This is a genomic window from Microlunatus ginsengisoli (assembly GCF_039537205.1).
In the GTDB taxonomy this organism is placed as follows: Bacteria; Actinomycetota; Actinomycetes; order Propionibacteriales; family Propionibacteriaceae; genus Microlunatus; species Microlunatus ginsengisoli.
Genome location: NZ_BAABAB010000005.1, coordinates 309,511 through 324,532 on the forward strand (window position 1 = coordinate 309,511; position 15,022 = coordinate 324,532).

The window sequence follows — 15,022 nt, forward strand, 5'->3', positions numbered from 1 at the left end:
CGCTCAGAACCGGCCCGCCAGCAGTTCGGCCAGCGTGACGGCCGTGCGGTCCGCGAGCTCGGCGAGCTGGGTCCGGCAGGAGAACCCGTCGGCGAGCACCACGGCATCGGGCCGGGCGCGCACGGCGGGCAGCAGGTCGTGCTCGGCCACCTTGACCGACACCTCGTAGTGCCCCTTCTCGACCCCGAAGTTGCCGGCCAGCCCGCAGCAGCCGCCGACGGTGGTGACGGTTGCCCCGGTCCGGGCGAGCAGCGCGGCATCGGTCTGCCAGCCCAGGATCGACGCGTGGTGGCAGTGCGGCTGCACCACCAGCTCGACCCCGGACAGGTCCGGCGGCGCCCAGGCCGGCGTGGCGCTGAGCAGCTCGGCCAGGGTGACGACCGCCGAACCGACGGTCGGCACGCGCGGATCACCGGGCAGCAACTCCGCCGCGTCGCTGCGCCAGACCGCCGTACAGGACGGCTCGAGGCCGACGATCGGGGTGCCGGCGGCCGCGATCGGGTGCAGCACGTCCAGCGCGTGCCGGAGCTGGCGCCGGGCCCCGTCGTGCTGACCGGTCGAGATCCAGGTCAGCCCGCAGCAGGCGTTTCGCTCGAGGAACCGCGGCGCATAGCCCGCCGACTCCAGCACCGCGACGACCGCCTCGACACCGCCGCCGGTGAAGCAGTCGGAGAACGAGTCGACCCAGACCACCACCGGCGTACCCTCGCCGACCATCTTGGGCATCCGGGACCGGGCCGATCGCGCCGAGAACCGCGGCAGGTTCCGCCGCTGGTCCACCCCCGCGCTCCAGCGGACCAGGTTGCGCAGTCCCGGGGTCGCGGTGACGGCGTTGACCAGCGGCGCCAGCACCCGGGCGCGGGTGATCAACCGTCCCCAGCGCGGCAGCCAGCCGAGCGCGTAGTGGCTGCGTGGGCGCAGCCGTCCCTTCCAGGTCCGGTCCAGCACCTCCGACTTGTACGTCGCCATGTCGATCCCGGTCGGGCAGTCCCGGGCGCAGCCCTTGCAGGACAGGCAGAGGTCGAGCGCGGCGTGCACCTCCGGCGAGCGCCAGCCGTCGACCAGGGTGCCCCCGGGCGCCAGCCCGGAGGAATTCGACCGGACCATCTCCTGCAGCACCCGGGCCCGGCCACGGGTCGAGTCCTTCTCCTCGCGGGTCGCCTGGAACGACGGGCACATCACCCCGAGCCCGGCGGTCGTGTTCGCCAGGCACTTGCCGACGCCGGTGCAACGGTGCACCTCGGCCGCGAAGCGTGACTCCCGGCCGACCAGCGCCACCGCCCGCAGGTCGGCGTCGATCGGTCGCGGGTCGACCAGCACCCCGGGGTTCATCAGGTTCTGCGGGTCGAACACCGCCTTCACCTGGCCGAACAGCTCGAGCGCCGCCGGAGAGTACATCCTCGGCAGCAGCGCCGACCGGGCCCGGCCGTCACCGTGTTCGCCGGACATCGAGCCGCCGTAGCCCGCCACCAGGTCGGCGGCGGCCTCGATGAACTCGCGATAGAGCTCCGATCCGCCCGGCGAGGTGAGTGGGAAGTCGATTCGGATGTGGACGCAGCCGTCGCCGAAGTGGCCGTACGGCAGGCCCAGCAGCCCGCGCTCGGTCATCAGCGCGTCGAAGTCGCGGAGGTAGGCGCCGAGCTTGGCCGGTGGCACCGCCGCGTCCTCCCAGCCCGCGTACGCCGGGGTCGGCAGACTCACCCCGGCCAGGCCGGCACCGTCCTCGCGGATCTTCCACAGCGCCGCGGCTTCGAGCGGGTCCTCGACGACGTATCCCTCAAGCGCGCCGGCCGCCGCGATCAGCCGTCGCGCCCGGGATCCCAGCTCGCCGGGGTCGTCACCGACGAGCTCGACGAACATCCAGCCGTCTCCACGCGGCAGCGGCGGCACGGCGGCCGGTCCGAGCCGGCGGGCGACCACGTCCACGATCCGCCGGTCCAGCCCCTCGGCCGCGGTGGGGGAGAACTCGGTGATCACCGCCGCCGCGTCACCGGCGTCGGCCATGCTGGGATAGCCGAGCGCGACCATCAGCTTGTGCGGGGGGTCGTCGACCAGCCGGACCGTCGCCTCGGTGATGACGGCCAGGGTCCCTTCGGTCCCGGCCAGGAAGCGAGCGACCGCGAAGCGGTTCTCCGGCAGCAGGTGCTCCAGGCTGTAGCCCGAGACCTGCCGGCCGAACCGCCCGAACTCGGTCCGGATCGTGCCCAGCGCGCCGTCCACGACCCGGCCGAGCGCCGCCAGCGAGGACGAGGATTCCCTGGCCGTCGCGGCGTCGAGGCGCAGCTGCTCACCGGTGCCGGTGATCACCTCCAGCCCGATCACGTTGTCCGCGCTCCGGCCGTAGCCGAGCGCGCGCGGACCGCACGCGTTGTTGCCGATCATCCCGCCGATCGTGCAGCGGGTGTGGGTCGAGGGGTCCGGGCCGAAGCGCAGGCCGTACGCCGACCCGGCCCTGGTCAGCAGCGCCTGGACCACGCCCGGCTGTACGACCGCGGTCCGGGCCTCGGGGTCGATCGAGACGATCGTGTTCAGGTGCCGCGCGGTGTCGACGACCAGACCGGGCCCGACCGCGTTGCCCGCGCAGGACGTACCGGCTCCGCGCGTGGTGATCGGCATCCCGACCGCGCGCGCGGCGTCCAGCACCGCGGCGAGCTCGTCGATGGTCCGTGGCCGCGCCACGGCCTGGGGCACGACCCGATACAGCGAGGCGTCGGTGGAATACAGCGCGCGCGCCAGGGTCGAGGTGTCCAGCACCTGCTCGATGCCGTGCCGGGCGAGCGCGGAGGCGAGCTCGGCGGTCTGCTCCGGCAGCGCGATCGCGGTCACGGTGTGATCCTAGGTTCGCCCGGACAGCGCACCGCGAGCACGATCCCGTCACGGACACCACACCCGCCCGTTCCCTGATTTGCTCCCCCGAGTGACACGAAACCGGCCCGATCGGGCAGCTCAGCCGCGATCAGCGGGACGGAATCAGGGAGAGGCGGGCGATCCGACCGGCGCTCAGCCCGGCTCGGTGGCGTTGATCACGGCCTCGAAGGCGCGACCCAGCGCCGCGTAGTCCTGCGGATCGACGGCGTCGACGAAGAGCTGGCGAACCGCGGCCACGTGGCACGGGGCGGCGGTCCGGAGCCGATCCATTCCCGTTTCGGTCAGCGTCGCCCAGACGCCGCGTCGGTCCGTCGGACAGCCGACTCGCTCGACCAGCTTGTCCCGCTCCATCCGCGAGATCGTGTGGGTCAGCCGGGATCGCGACTGGTGCACCGCCGTAGCCAGCTCCGACATCCGCAGCTGGCGCTCCGGCGCCTCGGACAGCGTGACGAGGATCTCGTACTCCGGCAGGTCCACGTCGAACTGCCGAAGGTCCGCATCCAGCGCCTCGGTCAGCCGGGCGGCCCCGAGCAGGTACGCTCGCCAGACCCGCTGCTGATCAGCGGTTAGCCAGCGTGGCTCCCCTTCGGCGATCATGACAATCACAGTAGCAGCAAAAGTTGACACTTCAACTGAGGCGAGCTACAGTGAATGTAGTTGAAATATCAACCAATCCTCCGAAAGGAAGCCCCCATCATGAGCCAGGACGTGCAGACCGGAATCGTCGCCGGCACGTGGAACATCGACCTCTCGCACTCCGAGGCCGGCTTCACCGTTCGCCACCTGATGAGCAAGGTGCGCGGTTCGTTCACCGACTTCTCCGGCACCATCACCACCGCCGAGAACATCCTCGACTCGACCGTCGAGGTGACCATCAAGAGCGGCTCGATCACCACCAACAACGAGCAGCGTGACGCCCACCTCCGCTCTGCCGACTTCTTCGACCCGGAGAAGGGCGGAGAGCTGCGGTTCGTCAGCACCAAGATCACCGAAAGCGCCGACGGCTACGTCATCACCGGTGATCTGACCATCAACGGGATCACCAAGTCGGTCGACCTGGCCGCGGAGTTCCTCGGCGTCGAGTCCGACCCGTGGGGTCAGACCAAGCTGGGCGCCGAGGCCACCACCTCGATCAACCGGACCGAGTTCGGTGTGAAGTGGAACCAGGCCCTCGAGGGCGGCAAGTTCCTCGTCGGCGACAAGGTGGAGATCACCCTCGCCATCCAGGCCACCAAGGCCTGAGTCGCCGGCGGCCCGGCAAGGGCCCGAGGCTCGCGGACAGCGGGCGGCCGGATCTGGGGGAGACCGGTCGCCCGCGCTGCCGCTGCGAGGTACCCTGGTTACTCGTCAGTAATAAGCGAGACCGGGGTGGCGATGAAGCGCACGATTTTCGACGAGGACCACGACGCATTCCGCGACACCTGCCGGACGTTCGTGGACCGCAAGCTCCGCCCCAACCAGGAAAAGCACGCGGCCGAGCACGGTTTCGGCCGGCAGATGTGGCTGGAGCTGGGCAAGCAGGGCCTACTCGGGCTGAACATCCCCGAGGAGTACGGCGGGTCCAGCGTCGGCGATCCCCGGTTCAGCATGATCCTGGCCGAGGAGCTGTCCAAGCTGTCCTTCGCCTACTCCTCCTGCGTCGGCATCCACTCCGACTGCGTCGCCCCTTATCTGGTGGATCTGTGCACCGAGGAGCAGAAGCAGCGCTGGCTGCCGAAGTTCTGCTCCGGTGAGCTGATCACCGCGATCGCGATGACCGAGCCGTCCGGCGGCTCCGATCTCGCCGCCCTCAAGACGACCGCCGTCCGCGACGGCGACGGCTGGGTGCTGAACGGCTCCAAGACCTTCATCACCAACGGCTACTCCGCCGATCTCGTCCTGGTCGCGGCCCGGACCAGCCCGGAGAAGGGCGCCAAGGGGATCACGTTGTTCGGCGTCGAGGCCGGGATGCCCGGCTTCGAGCGAGGCCGCCGGCTGGACAAGGTCGGCCAGCCCGAGGCCGACACCTCCGAGCTCTTCTTCGCCGATGTCCGGATCTCCGACGAGAACGTGATCGGTCAGCCCGACCTGGGCTTCATCTACATGATGCAGCGGCTGGTCGGCGAGCGGATCGGCTCAGCCGTCAACAATCTCTCCCACGCCCGGCAGATCCTCGACGAGACGCTCGAGTACGTGAAGGAGCGCAAGGCGTTCGGCCAGCCGGTCGGCTCGTTCCAGGCCAACAAGCACCGGCTCGCCGAGCTCGTCACCACCGTCGAGGTCACCCAGGCCTTCGTCGACACGGCCGTGCTGGAGCAGGTGAACGGCACCCTGTCCGCGGTCGACGCGGCCAAGGCCAAGTGGTTCTCCGCCCAGGTGCAGAACGACGTCCTCGACGCCTGCGTCCAGCTCTGGGGCGGCTACGGCTACATGAACGAATACCGGGTCGCCCGGGCCTGGCAGGACGCGCGGGTGAGCAAGATCTGGGCCGGCTCGAACGAGATCATGAAGGAACTCATCGGCCGGGACCTCGGCCTGTAAGGAGTGCACATGACCATGCCCTTCGACAGGCTCAGGGAGCGTACCGATGCCTGAGGCCGTCATCGTCTCCACCGCCAGGACGCCGATCGGCCGCGCGGGCAAGGGCTCGCTGGTGGACGTACGTCCAGACGACCTCGCCGCCGGCGTGATCGAGGCCGCGCTGGCGAAGGTGCCGGGATTGGATCCGGCCACGCTGGACGACCTCTATCTCGGCTGCGCCGAGCCGCGCGACGAGCAGGGCGGCAACATCGCTCGCCGGGTGGCCGTGCAGCTCGGGCTCGACGGCGTCCCGGCCGCCACCGTCAACCGGTTCTGCGCGTCCAGCGTGCAGACCGCGCGGATGGCGTTCCACGCCATCAAGGCCGGCGAGGGTCATGCGTACGTCTCGGCCGGCGTCGAGTGCGTGTCCCGCTATCGCGGCTTCGGGTCCGCCGGAGTCGACCCGGTCGACACGCACAACCCGGTCTTCGCCGAAGCCGAGGCCCGCACCCTGGCCACGGCGGCGAGCAACGCGCGCTGGCACGATCCGCGCGAGGACGGGCTGCTACCCGATGTCTACATCGCGATGGGCCAGACCGCGGAGAACGTCGCCACCGCACGGGGCATCTCTCGCCGGGAACAGGACGAGTTCGGCGTCCGCTCCCAGAACAATGCCGAGGCGGCCATCGCCGCCGGCGTGTTCGCCCGTGAGATCGAGCCGGTCACGCTGCCGGACGGCCGGGTGGTCAGTGCCGACGACGGGCCACGCGCCGGAGTCACCATCGAGGGCGTGTCCGCGCTGAAGCCGGTGTTCCGCGCCGACGGCACCGTCACCGCGGGCAACTGCTGCCCGCTCAACGACGGCGCCGCCGCTGTCGTGATCATGAGCGATACCCGGGCGGCCGAGCTCGGATTGACCCCGCTGGCGCGGATCGTCGCCACCGGAGTCAGCGGGCTGAGCCCCGAGATCATGGGCCTCGGCCCGGTCGAGTCCAGCCGCCGGGCGCTCGCGAACGCCGGGATGGACATCTCCGACATCGACCTGATCGAGATCAACGAGGCGTTCGCCGTCCAGGTGCTGGCCAGCGCGCAGGAGCTGAAGATCGACATCGACCGGCTGAACGTGCACGGCGGCGCGATCGCCTTGGGTCACCCGTTCGGCTCGACCGGAGCCCGGATCATGACGACCCTGGTCAACGCCATGCAGCTCCGGGACGCTCAGTTCGGGCTGGAGACCATGTGTGTCGGCGGCGGTCAGGGGATGGCCGTGATTCTGGAGCGGCTGAGCTGAGCGTGCCGGGCTGAGCGTGCCGGGCTGAGCGCTCGCTCAGCGGTAGCCGCGCCTCACCTGCCACGCGTGAGTTCTGCTGTGGCCGGTGCCACATCTGTGCGGGGTTGGCTAGGCTTTCCACAACGACCGCGAGCGGGGCTGGCGGTCTCGGCTCGCAACGCTGCGTCGGTTGGACTGCGGGTCGGCTCTGCCCCGACCATCCCGAGCAGGCACGGAGGCCTCACCGATGACCGATACCCTCGCCGAGCGGTTGGCAACGCGTCCGCCGTCGGTCGGAGCGATGCTGCTGGACCGGGTCCGGGCGTCCGGCCCGGACGAGGCGTTCCGCTATCTCGACGGCAGCCGGTGGGTGTCGCTGACCTGGAACCAGACCAAGGACAAGGTGTTCGAGCTGGCCGCCGGCCTGCTCGCGCTCGGCCTGCAGCGCGAGGATCGGGTGGCGATCGCCTCCAGCACCCGGGTCGAGTGGATCCTCGCCGACCTCGGCATCATGTGCGCGGGCGGCGCGACGACCACGGTCTATCCGACCACGCAGCACGAGGACGTCGCGTTCATCCTGGGCGACTCGGAGTCGAAGGCGGTCTTCGCCGAGGACGACAGCCAGGTGGCCAAACTGCTCGACCATCTCGACGAGCTGCCCGAGCTGATCCAGATCATCCAGATCGACGGCCGCGTCGACCATCCCAAGGTGACGGGCTGGTCGGACTTCCTGGCCAGCGGCCGGGACCAGCTCGCGGCCGACCCGGGCTGTGTCGAGTCCGCGATCGCGGCCCTCGGCCCCGATCACCTGGCGACGCTGATCTACACCTCCGGCACCACCGGGCGGCCGAAGGGCGTGCGGCTGGTCCAGGACTGCTGGACGTACGAGGGCGTGTCGATCGAGGAATACGACATCATCAGCCCCGACGACCTGCAGTACCTCTGGCTCCCGCTCAGCCACGTCTTCGGCAAGGCGCTGATCGCGATCCAGCTGCGGATCGGGTTCGCCACCGCGGTGGACGGCCAGATCGACAAGATCGTCGACAACCTGGCTGCGGTCAACCCGACGTTCATGGCCGGCGCCCCACGCATCTTCGAGAAGGTGCGGGCCCGGGTGATGATGACCGCGTCGGGCGGGGTGAAGGGCAAGATCTCGGACTGGGCGTTCGGCGTCGGCCGCAAGACGATGCCGATGCGGCTCCGCGGCGAGAAGCCGACCGGTCTTCTCGGGGCACAACAGGCGCTCGCGGACAAGCTCGTCTTCAGCAAGATCAAGGACCGGATGGGCGGCCGGATCCGCTTCTTCGTCTCCGGTTCGGCGGCGCTGAGCCGCGAGGTGCAGGAGTGGTTCTATTCCGCCGGCCTGCTGGTGCTGGAGGGCTACGGGCTGACCGAGACCAGCGCCGCGACGTTCGTGAACAACCCGCGGGCCACCCGGTTCGGCACCGTCGGTCCGCCGGTGCCCGGCACCGAAGTGAAGATCGCCGACGACGGCGAGATCTTGGTGAAGGGCCCCGGCGTGATGCGGGGCTATCACAACCTCGACGAGGCGACGGCCGAGACGCTGGTCGACGGCTGGTTCCACACCGGCGACATCGGTGAGGTCGACGACTCCGGTTATCTGCGGATCACCGACCGGAAAAAGGATCTGATCAAGACCTCCGGCGGGAAGTACGTCGCGCCGCAGAAGGTCGAGGCGGCGGTCAAGACCGCCTGCCCCTACATCAGCCAGGTGGTCGTGCACGGCGAGGGCCGCAAGTACGTCAGCGCCTTGTTCACCCTCGACCCGGACGCCATCGGGGAGTGGGCGACCGCGAACGGCAAGGATCCCGATCCGGCCGCGCTCTCGCAGGACCCAGCGGTCAGGGAGCTGATCGAGGGCTACGTCACGCAGGCCAACAAACAGCTGGAGCGCTGGGAGACGATCAAGAAGTTCGAGATCCTCGGCGGTGAGCTGACGGTGGAGGAGGGCGAGGTCACGCCGAGCCTGAAGATCCGCCGCAAGGTCGTCGAAAAGAAGTACGCCGACGTCCTCGACTCGCTCTATTCGGACTAGTTCGAGCTGGCGGTCTCGCGCCCGCTGCGCGCCGCGGTGACCCTCACTTTCGCCCTCACTCGCGGCCGCAGCGCGGCCGGCCCTCGCCTCTTCGCGTGCTTTCCACCCACTTCGCGCGAGAAGCTGCACGCGCGAAGTAGGCGCAAGGCGAGCGAAGCCGGCACGGGTGGCCGCCAGAGCCGGTGCGCATTCGGCGTCCCGGGCCCCGGCGCTCGGTCCGCCCTCTGCGAGGATGCGGGCGTGACCCGGTTCCACTACAGCTGCCCGATGCGCTGGGGCGATCTGGACGCCCAGGGGCACGTCAACAACGCCGTCCTGCTGGAATACCTGCAGGAGGCCCGGGTCGAGTTCTTGCTGACCGGACCTCCGGTCATGCACCAACTGCTGGCGACCGGGGTGCTGGTGGCGAGCCACCAGGTGGAATACCTGGCGCCGATCCACTACGACGGTGCGCCGGTCGAGCTCGAGCTCTGGGTCGAGTCCGTCGGTGGCAGCCGGTTCGAGATCGGGTACGACATCTCCCATGCCCACCGGCTGACCGGGCGGGCGCGGACGGTCGGGGTCGCGTACGACCTCACTCGCGCCTCGCTGCGCCGGCTGCTGCCGGAGGAGCGGGCGGAGTTCGCCGCCCGGCTGGAGACGGGCGTAGCGCTGCGGCGGTTGCCGAAGGTGTCCGTCGGGAAGCACCCGCACCGCTTCCCGATCCGGGTCCGGTGGTCGGACCTGGACTCCTACGGTCATGTCAACAACGTGAAGTTCTACGACTACGCGCAGGAGGCGCGCCTGGCCCTGATGGCGGAGGCGCTGGGCTTCCCGACGGACAGCTCCCGCGCCGGGGGAGAGGTGTGGGTGATCGCTCGCCAGGACCTGGAGTACCTCCGCCCGCTCGACTTCCGGCTGCCGCCGTACGAGGTCGCGACCGGGGTCGCGCAGGTCGGGACCCGCTCGATCACGCTCAGCGTCGAGCTGCGCGACCCGGCCACCGACACCGTCTACGCCACCGCCCGCACCGTCCTGGTCAGCCCGTCCCCACTGACCGACGACCAGCGCGCCACGCTCGCCCGCTACGCCACCGGCTGAGCAACCCGCGTGGGCTCTGGGGTCGCATTTCGGGCTCTCGAATCGCGTTCGGGCCCGATTCGGGCACCGAACGGTGATCGAGCGCGCGAAATGCGTCAGGCAGCCCAGTTCACGATCGTGAGCGAGCCCCCGAGTTGCCGTGAGCGACCCGTTTGGGGATAGATGGTGGTGTGCAGAGGTTCGAGGGCCGGGTAGCGCTGATCACCGGGGCGAGCAGGGGGATCGGGTTCGCGATCGCTCGCCGGATAGTGGCCGAGGGCGGTCGGGTGGTGATCACCGGCCGGAAGAGCGAGGCGCTGGATGCGGCCGTCGCGGAGCTGGGCGAGGCGGCCAGTGGAGTAGCGGGCCGGGCCGACGACCCCGAACACCGGGCGGCCGTGTTCGCACACCTGGCACAGCGCTACGGCCGGCTCGACCAGCTGGTGAACAACGCCGGCATCAACCCGGCGTACGGCCCGCTGCTCGACGTGGATCCGGGCGCCGCCCGCAAGATCCTCGACGTCAACGTCTTGTCCGCGCTGGCCTGGACCCGGGACGCGGTGGCGACCGGAACCCTCCGCTCGGTGGTCAACATCTCCTCGATCGCCGGCGTCTCGGCGAGCCCGAACATCGCGATGTACGGCGTCTCCAAGGCGGCCCTGATCAACCTGACCACACAGCTGGCCGCAGAGCTCGCGCCCGAGGTTCGGGTCAACGCGGTGGCGCCGGCGGTGGTCAGGACCGCCTTCGCCCGTGCGCTGTACGAGGGCCGCGAGGAGCAGGCCGTCGCGCCCTACCCGCTGCGCCGGCTCGGCGAGCCGGACGACGTGGCCGGACCGGTCTGCTTCCTGCTCAGCGACGACGCGGCCTGGGTCACCGGGCAGACCGTGGTCATCGACGGCGGGGCATCGCTCCGCTCGATCGGCTGAGCGCCGCTCCGCTCGATTGCCTGAGCGTCGCGCCGCTCGATCGGCTGAGCGCCGTCGACGACCCCCCGAGCGAACCCTCAGAGCCGCAGCTCCGCGCGGCCGAGGCTGTTCAGGTGCACCTCGTCCGGTCCGTCGGCGAGCCGCAGCGACCGGATCGCCGCGTACAGCCCGGCCAGCGGCGTGTCCGCGGACACCCCCGCGCCGCCGAATACCTGGATCGCCCTGTCGACGATCTGCTGCACCGCCCGCGGGACGGCGATCTTGATCGCGGCGATCTCGGTCGTCGCCCGCTTGTTGCCGACCGTGTCCATCAGCCAGGCGGTCTTCAGCACGAGCAGCCGCAGCGCCTCGAGCTGGATCCGGGACTCCGCCACCCACTCCCGGATCACGCCCTGCTCGGCCAGCGAGCGGCCGAACGCTACCCGCGCGTTCGCGCGCTCCCTGACCAGGGACAGGGCGCGCTCGCCGACCCCGATGGCGCGCATGCAGTGGTGGATCCGACCGGGTCCGAGCCGAGCCTGGGCGATCGCGAAGCCGTCGCCCTCTCCGGCGATCAGGTTCGCCGCCGGCACCCGGACGCCGGTGAAGGCCACCTCGGCGTGCCCGCCGTGGTCGCGATCGTCGTAGCCGAACACCGTCAGTGGCCGGACCACCTCGACCCCCGGGGTGTCCCGCGGCACCAGGATCATCGACTGCTGCCGGTGGCGGGCCGCGTCCGGATCGGTCTTGCCCATCACGATGAAGATCGCGGCGTCCGGGTTCATCGCCCCGGTCGACCACCACTTGCGACCGTCGATCACGTAGTGATCCCCGTCGCGCCGGATCCGGGTGGCGATGTTGGTCGCGTCGGAGGACGCGACGTCGGGCTCGGTCATGCAGAACGCGGACCGGATCCGCGCGTCCAGCAGGGGCTCCAACCAGCGCTCCCGCTGCTCCGGGGTGCCGAAGTCGTTCAGCACCTCCATGTTGCCGGTGTCCGGCGCGCTGCAGTTGAACGCGACCGGTGCCAGCCGCAGGCTCCAACCGGTGATCTCGGCGATCGGGGCGTACTGCAGGTTGGTCAGCCCCGCACCGCGCTCGCCGGGCAGGAACAGGTTCCACAGGCCCTGCGCGCGGGCAAGGGCGCGCAGCTCGTCGACGATCGGCGGCGGGCCCCACGCCTGCGGAGCCTGCGCGAGCTGGCGATCCAGGATCGGCTCGGCCGGGATCGCGTGCTCGTCGACGAAGGCCCGGCTGCGTTCCCTCAGCTCGGTCGTGCGTACGTCCGCGGCGAAGTCCATCAGCGTGCCTCCAGTCCGTGCCGGGCCAGGGGCTCGACCAGCGAGCCCATCCGCTCGAATCCCTCACCGACGGTCTCGCCGGCGAGATAGCGGTAGTGGATGCCCTCCAGGATGACGGCGAGCTTGAACGCAGCGAACCCGCGGTACCAGCCCAGGTCCGGCAGGTCGATCCCGGACCGCGCGGCATAACGGGCGAGCAGCTCGGTGAAGCTCGGGTAGCCGGCCCCAGGATCGACGGCGCTGGGAACCACGCCCGCGAAGCCGCCCGGCAACTCGGCGATGTGCCAGTAGAGCGCGAAGATGCCCAGGTCGACCAGCGGGTCACCGAGGGTCGCCATCTCCCAGTCCAGGATCGCCGACACGAGCGGCTGCTCACCGGAACCGACCACCAAGACGTTGTCGAGCCGGTAGTCGCCGTGCACGATGCCCGAGCGAGCACCGTGCGGGACGTCACCCAGGCTCGCCTCCAGCTCGGTCAGCGCGGGCAGCTCGCGGGACCGGGAGGCAGCGAGCTGGCGGCGCCAGGTGGACAGTTGGCGGTCCAGGTAGCCGTCCGGCCGGCCGAAGTCGGCGAGGCCGACGTCCGCCGGGTCGATCGCATGCAGGTCGGCCAGGTGGTCGATCAGCGCCACGCTCAGCGCCCGGACGCCGGCGGCACCGAGGGCCGCGTTCTGCTCACGGCGGGCGACTACGACCCCGGGGGCGCGCTCCATCAGCAAGAACACCGTTCCGGTGATCTCGCCGGTCTCGGTGTCGTCGACCAGATCGATGGCGATCGGCACCGGGACGGCCGATCCGGCCAGGGCCGAGATCACCCGGTGCTCGCGCCGCATGTCGTGGGCGCTGGACAGCACGTGGCCGAGCGGCGGCCGGCGCAGCACGAGCGGGATCCGGGCCCCCTCGATCGCGTAGGTCAGGTTGGACCGCCCGCCCGCGATCAGCCGGGCGCCGAGCTCACCGGCGGACAGCTCCGGGTGGGCGGCGTCCAGCCAGGTGCGCAGCCCGGATACGTCCAAACCGGGTACGTCGGAGTCGGGGACCGATCCACGGTCGAGCGGCGGCGCTGCCATGCGCCGGAGCGTACCGGGTTGCGTCCGCGGCCTCAGCGAACCGGATAGACCACTCCGGCCGACCCGCCGCCGCGGCGGGTCGGTTCGGCGACGGCCTGGACGAGGCCGTGCCGCTTGAACTCCAGGGCCGCGACGGCACCGATCTCGGCCGCGCTGGTGAAGGCGTCGCCGCTCGGCGTGAGCGTGTACCCGTACGGGGTGAGCGCCGAGGAGTACGCGTCGATGAACGGCGGCTCCGCGGTCACCGTCGCCGTGTTCCGCAGTGACGCGCGCGGTGCGGCCACCGCCTGCGGCAGCGTCATGCCGAGGTCGATCCGGTTCACCAGCGTCTGCAGCACCGTGGTGATGATGGTCGATCCGCCGGGCGACCCGACCGCCAGATAGGGCTTGCCGTTGCGCAGCACGATGGTCGGGGACATCGACGACCGCGGCCGCTTGCCGGGCTCGATCCGGTTCGGATCGGCCGCGGCCCACACCGCCGTGAAGTCGGTCAGCTCGTTGTTCAACAGGAATCCGCGACCCGGCACGAGCATCCCCGACCCTCCGGTCTGTTCGATGGTCAGGGTGTAGGACACGACATTGCCCCATCGATCTGAGGCGACCAGGTGGGTCGTGGACATGCCCTGCTCGTTGTGCCCGGCGGTCTTGGCCGTGCTGCACCCGGTGCCGTTCAGGTCACCCGGCGCCACCGGCGTCACCAGCCGGGTGCTGTCCGGGATCAGGCAGGCGCGCGAGTTCGCGAAGCGCTGGGAGAGCAGCGTCTTGGTCGGGACGTCGACGAAGGCGGGGTCACCGACGTAGGCATTCCGGTCCGCGAAGGCCAGCGCGGAGGCGTCCAGGTAGTAGTGCAGGGCCCGGCCGGGGTCGGCCGAGCTGAACTTCTTCGTCTCGAGGATGTTCAGTGCCTCTCCGACCGTCGTGCCGCCGCTGGAGGACGGCGCCATCGAGTAGACGTCCAGCCCGCGGTAGCTGATCCGGGTCGGCTTCTGGTTCAGCGCCCGGTAGGAGGTCAGATCCGACAGCTTCATGTAGCCCTTGGGCACCGGCAGTGTCGTCGTGGGCGACTTCCGCGGGTTCCGGACGTTGTCGACGATCTCCTTCGCGATCGGGCCGTGATAGATGGCCTTCGCGCCTTGCTTCGCCATCAGCTGGTACGTCCGCGCCAGGTCCCGATTGCGGAATACGCTGCCGACTGCTGGGGCATCACCGTTCGGCAGATAGAGCGCCGCGGTCGCCGGGAACGCCTCGAACCGGAGCTTGTTGTCCAGGGTCTGCTGCCGGAACGTCGCGTCGACCACGAAACCGCGGGTGGCGATGTCGATGGCCGGCTTCAGGTTCTGGGCCAGCGACTTGCGACCCCAACGGTTCACGGCGCGCTCCCAGGTGGCCGGCGTGCCCGGCACGCCGACCGACACTCCGCTGGTCACCAGTTGTGGTGTGAACGGATAGGGCTGGCCGGTGGCCGGGTCGATGAACGCGTCGTGCGGCATCGACTTCGGCGCAGTCTCCCGGCCGTCGATGGTCTGCACCGAGCGGGTCTTGGCGTTGTAGTAGACGAAGTAGCCGCCGCCGCCGACCCCGGCCGAGTACGGCTCCGTGACGCCCAGCGCGGCTGCCGTCGCGACGGCCGCGTCGACCGCATTGCCGCCGTTCCGCAGGACCTTCAGGCCGGCCGCTGTCGCCTCGGGATCGACGCTGGCCACCGCTCCGCCGTAGCCGGACTGGACCGGGATCTTCTCGGTCACCCGCCCCCCGGAGCCGGCCTGGGGCGGAGCCGATGGTGCGGGTGCCGGTTTCGCCTCCGCGGGGGACAGCCCGGCGACTAGCAAGGCCAGCGCGCTGAGGGAGACGACGAGTGGACGTACAGCGGGACGGGGCATGTGCAGAATCTCCTCGAGCTGGGGGTGGCCCTGGATCTTTCCGACCTGGTACCCCTTTCCTAGCCCGAATCCACTGCGCGCGTCCAGCCCTCCCGGCGATGAAGACCGGGA

At 70.5% G+C, this 15,022-nt stretch carries 11 protein-coding genes; 6 read left to right on the forward strand and 5 right to left on the reverse strand.

Annotated features, from left to right (window positions below):
- Window positions 1–3: 3 nt before the first annotated feature.
- Entirely contained in the window at window positions 4–2,817 is a 2,814-nt protein-coding gene (locus ABD747_RS03720) for an FAD-binding and (Fe-S)-binding domain-containing protein (protein WP_425562477.1), read from the reverse strand.
- A 183-nt stretch (window positions 2,818–3,000) separates the two neighbouring features.
- Window positions 3,001–3,465: a MarR family winged helix-turn-helix transcriptional regulator gene (locus tag ABD747_RS03725; protein ID WP_344801738.1), complete on the reverse strand. Its 465-nt coding sequence runs from the start codon at window positions 3,463–3,465 to the stop codon at window positions 3,001–3,003.
- A gap of 99 nt (window positions 3,466–3,564) precedes the next feature.
- On the opposite strand from ABD747_RS03725, the gene ABD747_RS03730 reads away from it, so the two are divergent.
- The 6 genes from ABD747_RS03730 (at window position 3,565) to ABD747_RS03755 (ending at window position 10,681) form a co-directional block, all read left to right on the forward strand.
- Complete coding sequence (locus ABD747_RS03730) at window positions 3,565–4,110, forward strand: YceI family protein (RefSeq protein WP_344801739.1); 546 nt, start codon at window positions 3,565–3,567, stop codon at window positions 4,108–4,110.
- A gap of 132 nt (window positions 4,111–4,242) precedes the next feature.
- Complete coding sequence (locus tag ABD747_RS03735) at window positions 4,243–5,388, forward strand: acyl-CoA dehydrogenase family protein (RefSeq protein ID WP_344801740.1); 1,146 nt, start codon at window positions 4,243–4,245, stop codon at window positions 5,386–5,388.
- A gap of 46 nt (window positions 5,389–5,434) precedes the next feature.
- Window positions 5,435–6,658, forward strand: a complete 1,224-nt coding sequence (locus ABD747_RS03740) for an acetyl-CoA C-acetyltransferase (RefSeq protein ID WP_344801741.1) — start codon at window positions 5,435–5,437, stop codon at window positions 6,656–6,658.
- Window positions 6,659–6,884: 226 nt separating this feature from the next.
- Window positions 6,885–8,693, forward strand: coding sequence for an AMP-dependent synthetase/ligase (locus ABD747_RS03745; RefSeq protein WP_344801742.1), 1,809 nt, complete (start codon window positions 6,885–6,887; stop codon window positions 8,691–8,693).
- A gap of 240 nt (window positions 8,694–8,933) precedes the next feature.
- Complete coding sequence (locus ABD747_RS03750) at window positions 8,934–9,773, forward strand: acyl-CoA thioesterase (protein ID WP_344801743.1); 840 nt, start codon at window positions 8,934–8,936, stop codon at window positions 9,771–9,773.
- 170 nt (window positions 9,774–9,943) lie between these two features.
- Window positions 9,944–10,681, forward strand: coding sequence for an SDR family oxidoreductase (locus ABD747_RS03755; RefSeq protein WP_344801744.1), 738 nt, complete (start codon window positions 9,944–9,946; stop codon window positions 10,679–10,681).
- A gap of 77 nt (window positions 10,682–10,758) precedes the next feature.
- Here ABD747_RS03755 and ABD747_RS03760 read toward each other — a convergent pair whose 3' ends face one another.
- Genes ABD747_RS03760 through ggt form a run of 3 tightly spaced genes read right to left on the reverse strand, consistent with a single transcriptional unit; the run spans window position 10,759 to window position 14,911 of the window.
- Entirely contained in the window at window positions 10,759–11,961 is a 1,203-nt protein-coding gene (locus ABD747_RS03760; RefSeq protein ID WP_344801745.1) for an acyl-CoA dehydrogenase family protein, read from the reverse strand.
- Window positions 11,961–13,031: a phosphotransferase family protein gene (locus tag ABD747_RS03765; protein ID WP_344801746.1), complete on the reverse strand. Its 1,071-nt coding sequence runs from the start codon at window positions 13,029–13,031 to the stop codon at window positions 11,961–11,963. Before ABD747_RS03765 ends, ABD747_RS03760 begins: the two co-directional genes overlap by 1 nt.
- 32 nt (window positions 13,032–13,063) lie before the next feature.
- Window positions 13,064–14,911, reverse strand: coding sequence for a gamma-glutamyltransferase (gene ggt / locus ABD747_RS03770; RefSeq protein WP_344801747.1), 1,848 nt, complete (start codon window positions 14,909–14,911; stop codon window positions 13,064–13,066).
- Between the last annotated feature and the right edge of the window lie 111 nt (window positions 14,912–15,022).

Bases quoted from the DNA above. Each gene is read 5' to 3' on its own strand.
- ABD747_RS03725 (WP_344801738.1), bottom strand. From the start codon at position 3,465: ATGATCGCCGAAGGGGAGCCACGCTGGCTAACCGCTGATCAGCAGCGG.
- ABD747_RS03730 (WP_344801739.1), top strand. From the start codon at position 3,565: ATGAGCCAGGACGTGCAGACCGGAATCGTCGCCGGCACGTGGAACATC.
- ABD747_RS03735 (WP_344801740.1), top strand. From the start codon at position 4,243: ATGAAGCGCACGATTTTCGACGAGGACCACGACGCATTCCGCGACACC.
- ABD747_RS03740 (WP_344801741.1), top strand. From the start codon at position 5,435: ATGCCTGAGGCCGTCATCGTCTCCACCGCCAGGACGCCGATCGGCCGC.
- ABD747_RS03745 (WP_344801742.1), top strand. From the start codon at position 6,885: ATGACCGATACCCTCGCCGAGCGGTTGGCAACGCGTCCGCCGTCGGTC.
- ABD747_RS03760 (WP_344801745.1), bottom strand. From the start codon at position 11,961: ATGGACTTCGCCGCGGACGTACGCACGACCGAGCTGAGGGAACGCAGC.
- ABD747_RS03765 (WP_344801746.1), bottom strand. From the start codon at position 13,031: ATGGCAGCGCCGCCGCTCGACCGTGGATCGGTCCCCGACTCCGACGTA.
- ggt (WP_344801747.1), bottom strand. From the start codon at position 14,911: ATGCCCCGTCCCGCTGTACGTCCACTCGTCGTCTCCCTCAGCGCGCTG.